We start from the raw sequence: 5907 nt of genomic DNA on the forward strand, positions 1-5907 counted from the left end.
GCATTCGATACCGTTTTGGCTTGTCAAGTCTTATTTCCCGCATTGACAAGCAAAAACGGATGTTGAAATAATTGCGCGAGCGGGGTGGGACGACACCTCCGCGCGAGACGGACCAACACCCCCGAGCAGGACGGCCCGACACCTCACAGCCGGGCCGGACTGAGCCCAACCGGCGACCAAGACCTCAAAAACTCAACTCCCCAGCCTCCCGAGCCACCCCGAACAAATCCCCCGAAGCCAAATCCGCCCCAGCCACCCCCCAAGCCGCAGCGTCTTCCTCCGTATCCACCCCACCCACCAGGATCGTCGCCCCACCCCCGTGCACCAACGCCGCCAACTCGCTAGCGAACGGCGTAGGCGCCAACCGCACCGACGTCACCGGCAACTCCTCCAGCAACGCCAGATCCCCAGCCCCGAACTCGTCCAGCATCATCGACACCCCCATGTCGGCCAACACCCGGAAGTTGTCAACAGCCTCAGCCACTCGCAACCCCCGCACGGGCATCCCGACCGTCAACCTCCCCGGCCGCAATCCCGTCTCCCGCAGCACCCGCCCCACCCGACTGCTCAAGTCGGCATCCCCGGCCTGCAACCCCGTCAACCCCACCACCAACGGCACGTTCTTCCACCACACGGCTTGCCCACTGGCCATCCGCATGACCCACTCCCCCAACGGGAGGATCAACCCGGTCTGCTCCGCCAGGTCAGCGCACCGCGCGTGCTCCAACACCCCATCTCCGGGGTGATCCCACCGCAGCAACGCCTCCACGCCGGCAACAGCCCCGTCGGCCAACCGCGCCACCGGCCGGTAGACGACCGTGACCTCCCCCTGCTCCCACGCCCCCGGCATCGACACGGCCAACGACTGCACCGACCGGTCCTCGGCGTCCTGGTCGGGGTGGTACAGCTCCCACTGCCCGCGCCGCGTCTTGGCCCGGCGCAGCGCCAAGTCGGCCGCGCGCAACAACTCCGTCGGGTCCACGTCCGCCGACGGCCGGTCGACCACCCCCACCGACACGGACACCGCCAGCCCGTGACCGTCCACGAAGGTCGGTTCGGCCAGTTCCGCGTTGATGTCGGCCACCAGCGTCGCCACGTCCGGGGTCGACGCGGTGTTCTCCACGAGGATCCCGAACTCGTCGCCGTCGAACCGCGCGATCATCGCCTTCTCCCGCGCCAGCACGAACTTCAACCGCTGCGCCACGTGCACGAGCAGCAGGTCACCCGCTCGCCGCCCGAGGCTGTTGCACACCATCCCGAACGCGTCGAGGTCCAGGTGCAGCAGCGTGACGCCGTGCTTCGGGTCGGCTCGGCGCAGCGCGGCTTCCAGGTTGCTGCCGAAGTAGTGCCGGTTCGGCAGCCCCGTCAGCATGTCGTGCAGGACCTGCCGTTTCAGCTCGCCCTGGAGCAGCATCAGCTCGGTGCCGTCTTCCACCACGATCACCAGGTGGCTGGGTTCGTCGTCGGCTCCGCGCAGCAACGACGTGGTCAACGAGATCCGCGCGATCTCCCCGTTCTTGCGCAGCAACCGCTGCGACTGCCGTATCCGGGTCTCGCTCCCGTCCAGCAGCTTCCGCATGGCTTCCCGCAGCACGTCCGCCGAGTCCGGGTGCACGAGGTCGAACAGCGTCGTGCCGGTCAGCTCCGCGGGCAGGTAGCCGAGGATGTCGCCGATCGCCGCGTTGGCCCGGACGAGCTGGCCGTCCAAGCCGATGATCATGATCCCGCTGGACGACGACGTGGCCACCTCGTCGAAGCGCGCCTCGCTCTCCCGCAGGTTCGACTTCGCGTCGCGGACGGCCTTGAACAGCGAGAGCTGCATGCTCTCCTGCTGGGCGATGACGGCCCGCTGGTTCGCGGCCAGGAAACCGACCGCGAACGCGCCGAGGCCGAGCACGATCCGCTCGGCGAATTCCTGCACGGGCTGGAATTCCGGCAACGCCAGGAGCCCCTTGCCCAGCACCTCCATCGTGGAGCGCAGGCCGGCCTCGCCGACGTACCCGAGGGAGGACAGGCGTTCGCCCGCCCGTTCCAGGAGCGACGGGTCGTGCTGCGGGAGCGACATCGCGTCGCAGATCACGTCGAGCTGCTCGCGCAGTTCGACGCCGAGTTCCTCCCCGGTCAGCGGGACGACGACGGCTCCGCTGAGCAGGTAGGTCCACTTGCGGGCAAGCGCGATCCGCCTGCGGGATAAGTCAGGCTGTGGGGCTGCGGCGTCCGGACTCTGGCCTGGGTTGGGCATGTGCGGTGGCCTACTTGTGATGTCGGGGTGCGCGGGAGTTTACCCACTCGTCGTCTTCCCACGTTCGGCCGAGAGCGTGACGCGGGGTGACACGATCGTGAAGCCGGTAGCCACCACGTGACTCTCCGCGAGGAGTCCGGGCCGTGCGCGAGACGGCACGGCCCGGAGTGGACATCAGGCGCGCTCGTGCGGGAGCTTCTCCCCCGCCTCCACGGCGAACGCCAGCCGGTTGCCCTCGGGCGGCAGCGGGCAGGTGGCGAAGTCGGTGAACGCGCACGGCAGGTTGACCGCGCGGTTGAAGTCCAGCACGACCCCGCCCTCGGCGTCCGGCGCGGACACGCTGAGCGACCGGTTCGCCGCGTACGTCGTCACGCCGCTGGTCGCGTCGGTGAACAGGATGCTCAGGCCGTCGGTCTTCCCGTTGAACGCCGTCAACGCGTACTCCTGGCCGCCGTGGGAGAACCGCACCACGCCGGGCGCGGTGTACACGTGGCTGAGCCCGGCGACGACCGCGCCGACCGTCGTGGGCCGGGGCTCGTCGAACGGCTCGTACCGCCCGGCCACGACCCACTCCGCCGAGGGCTCGTAGGAGGGCACGCCGTGGAAGTCGCGCAGCACCTGCGCCTTCGGGTCGTGCACGCGGATCAGGTAGCCGGACCGCCTCGCGACCTCGATCTCCACGTCCCCGGCCACCACCCGCGTGCCCGCGCCGCTGTTGACCAGTTCGAAGCGCTTCACCCCCACGACGGGCTCACCGTCGTGGACCAGGTCCGCGCCCTCGGGGTCGAGGTAGGCGGCGTCCGCGTCCTGCCACCACAGGCCGGGCAGCTCGGCGTAGCGCCGGGGCGTGTCGTCCAGCCAGTCCAGCGACACCAGCGCCAGCCAGCCGTGCGGAGCGGCGAGGTCCCGCTCCCGTGAGGTCTTCCAGTCCTGCCAGTCGTCCACGAACCGCGTGCTCATCGCGTCCCCGCATCCCGTCGTCACCAGCCGGTCGTCCATCGCAACGACCGCGCGGGACGGCTATTCCCGCTCCCACCCAGTGGACGCGCGGGAACGGACGAGGTGTCGCCGGCGTTCCGGAACGTCAGCGGCCGACGGGCCGCAGCGCGGTGGTGGGCCCGCAGGCGACCTCGGCCCAGATGGTCTTGCCCCACGACCGCACCGCGCTGCCCCAGCGCTGCGCCAGCTGGTCGACCATCACCAGTCCGCGGCCCCGGTTCGCGCCGAACCGCGACACCCCCAGCACGGGGAGGTGGCTCGAGTCGGAGTCGTCGACCTCCAGCCGCACGAGCCGGAGGTGGTCCGGGCGCCACAGCCGCGCGAACAGCGGCCGCACGCCGTGGTCGTAGGCGTTGCTCACGAGTTCGGTCGCCAGCAGCTCGACGTCCTCGACGCAGTCCGACGGCTGGTCGGCGAGCATGACCCTGATGTGCGCGCGCAGCTCGGACAGCGGCGGCGTCACGTGGCGTTGGAGATCCACTTCGATCCGCGCCGGTTGGGGTTTCGAACCCGTCATCGCACTTCGACCTCGCGCTCGTCCTGCCCAGTGGTAACTCGCCTCGACCGGCCATCAGCCTCCCACCAGGGACGACCACCGGGGCGGTGGTGCTCATCGGACGGTCGAATGGGCCACCTGGTTCCTCGTCGACATGCGCTCAAAAACCCGGAGTTCCCCATGTGGACCGGGCGAAACCTGCCAAGGTGAAGTTTTTTGCACACTTCCGGCCACCGCCTCCCCAGGTTGGCGTTGGGCCGATCGGGGTATTCGCTCCTGGTCGACGAGGACCGAACCCCCTGGAGAGCACCATGCGCCTGCCCAAGCCCCGCGGACCGGTGAGTGCGGCGTTGGTCGAAGGGCTGGGCCGGACGACCCCGCTCGCGGCACCGGCGGCCTCCTCGACGGACGCGGTCGTGCACGACGACGACCTCCAGCTCGCGCTGTGGATCTGCTACGAGATGCACTACCGCGGCTTCGACGGCGTGGACGACGCGTGGGAGTGGGAGCCGTCGCTGATCGCCCTGCGCCGGACGCTGGAGGAGCGGTGGCTGGCCGGGCTGCGGCGGCTGGTCCCGCCGGTCGAGGTCGAGCCGGACCGGGTGCCCGCCGCGCTGGCCGAGCTGGTCGCGGCCGACGACGGGCCGCCGCTCGCGGGGTTCCTCCAGCGGGAGGCGACGCGGGAGCAGTTCCGCGAGTTCGTGGCGCTGCGGTCGGTCTACCACCTCAAGGAGGCCGACCCGCACTCGTGGGCGATCCCCCGTCTGGAGGGCGCGCCGAAGGCGGCCCTGGTGGAGATCCAGACCGACGAGTACGGCGGCGGACGCGTGGAGCGGATGCACTCCGAGCTGTTCCGGGACGTGATGCGCGCGCTGGACCTGGACGACACCTACGGCCGCTACGTGGACGACGCCTCGGCAGTGACGCTCGCCGTCACCAACACCATCTCGCTGTTCGGGCTGCGACGGGAGTTCGCCGGGGCGCTGATCGGCCACCTCGCCTCGTTCGAGATGACGTCCTCGCTGCCGAACCGCCGCTACGGCAACGGGTTGCGCCGTCTCGGCGGCGACGCGACCGCGACCCGGTTCTACGACGAGCACGTGGAGGCGGACGCGGTGCACGAGCAGATCGCCGCGCACGACCTGTGCGGCGGGTACGCGAAGCAGCACCCCGAGGCGGCGGCCGACATCCTGTTCGGCGCGGCCTGCGGGCTGGCGGTCGAGGCGGAGTTCGGTCGGGACCTGCTGGACCGGTGGGCCGGAAACCCTTTGCCCAGAACGGCTTGAGCCGAAGTGTGTGGGATCCGGTTCGGACGGGTAACCCCCTTCTGTGAGCACAGCACCGGAGAAGAGCGCGACCATCACGTCCTATGAGGACGGTCCGCTGCTCGTGCGCGGCGACTTCGAGCTGCGCACGCAGTCCGGCGAGGTGATCGACGGGGGTCGTGGCACCGTGGCGTTGTGCCGGTGTGGACTGTCCGCGATCAAGCCGCTGTGCGACGGGACCCACAAGTCCGCCAAGTTCCACGCGTCCGGCGGAGATCGCGAGCGGTGATCTCCAGCACGTGTGGAACGCGGCAGGACGGGTACCCGGTTTCCAAGCCCCACAACGGAAAGACGGAGGAAACGTGACGACGATCGAGAAGTCCGTGGACGTGGAAGTACCCGTCACGACCGCCTACAACCAGTGGACGCAGTTCGAATCCTTCCCGGCGTTCATGGAGGGCGTCGAGAAGATCAACCAGCTCACCGCCACCCGCACGCACTGGGTGACCAAGATCGGCGGCGTGAGCCGCGAGTTCGACGCCGAGATCACCGAGCAGCACCCGGACGAGCGGATCGCCTGGCACACCGTGGGCGACACCGAGGAGGGCACGTCGCACGGCGGCGTGGTGACCTTCCACCGGCTGAACGACACGACCACCAGGGTCAACCTGCAGATGGAGTACCAGCCGGAGTCGCTGACCGAGAAGGCGGGCGCGGCGCTCGGCCTCGTCGGCCACCGGGTCAAGGGCGACCTCGACCGCTTCAAGGACTTCATCGAGAAGCAGGGCACCGAGACCGGCGCGTGGCGCGGTGACGTCGACGCGGCCCCGCAGCACCACGTGCGGCGCACGGACGACGGCCGCGGCGAGCCCCCGCTGGCGAGCGGTTCGCCGATCCTCTAGCGG

At 69.9% G+C, this 5907-nt stretch carries 6 protein-coding genes; 3 read left to right on the forward strand and 3 right to left on the reverse strand.

Features of this window, described 5'->3' with window-relative positions; genetic code table 11:
- Window positions 1-184: 184 nt before the first annotated feature.
- From ACFWW9_RS45600 to ACFWW9_RS45610, 3 genes are all read right to left on the reverse strand, one after another.
- Window positions 185-2242 carry a putative bifunctional diguanylate cyclase/phosphodiesterase gene (locus ACFWW9_RS45600; RefSeq protein ID WP_390389824.1) on the reverse strand — a complete coding sequence of 686 codons (2058 nt, stop codon included), beginning with the start codon at window positions 2240-2242 and terminating at the stop codon, window positions 185-187.
- Between the two features lie 174 nt (window positions 2243-2416).
- Window positions 2417-3202, reverse strand: a complete 786-nt coding sequence (locus ACFWW9_RS45605; protein ID WP_390389834.1) for a DUF1684 domain-containing protein — start codon at window positions 3200-3202, stop codon at window positions 2417-2419.
- Between the two features lie 124 nt (window positions 3203-3326).
- A complete protein-coding gene (locus tag ACFWW9_RS45610; protein ID WP_390389826.1) occupies window positions 3327-3758 on the reverse strand; it encodes an ATP-binding protein in 432 nt (143 codons plus the stop codon).
- Window positions 3759-4048: 290 nt separating this feature from the next.
- Here ACFWW9_RS45610 and ACFWW9_RS45615 point away from each other — a divergent pair, with 290 nt between their 5' ends.
- From ACFWW9_RS45615 to ACFWW9_RS45625, 3 genes are all read left to right on the forward strand, one after another.
- Window positions 4049-5023 (forward strand): iron-containing redox enzyme family protein, encoded by a 975-nt coding sequence (locus ACFWW9_RS45615; RefSeq protein ID WP_390389828.1) that lies wholly within the window; start codon window positions 4049-4051, stop codon window positions 5021-5023.
- Window positions 5024-5066: 43 nt separating this feature from the next.
- Entirely contained in the window at window positions 5067-5291 is a 225-nt protein-coding gene (locus tag ACFWW9_RS45620; protein WP_390389829.1) for a CDGSH iron-sulfur domain-containing protein, read from the forward strand.
- A 73-nt stretch (window positions 5292-5364) separates the two neighbouring features.
- Entirely contained in the window at window positions 5365-5904 is a 540-nt protein-coding gene (locus ACFWW9_RS45625) for an SRPBCC family protein (protein ID WP_390389831.1), read from the forward strand.
- The last annotated feature ends 3 nt before the right edge of the window (window positions 5905-5907 follow it).

The sequence above is a fragment of the Umezawaea sp. NPDC059074 genome, from assembly GCF_042738955.1.
In the GTDB taxonomy this organism is placed as follows: domain Bacteria; phylum Actinomycetota; class Actinomycetes; order Mycobacteriales; family Pseudonocardiaceae; genus Umezawaea.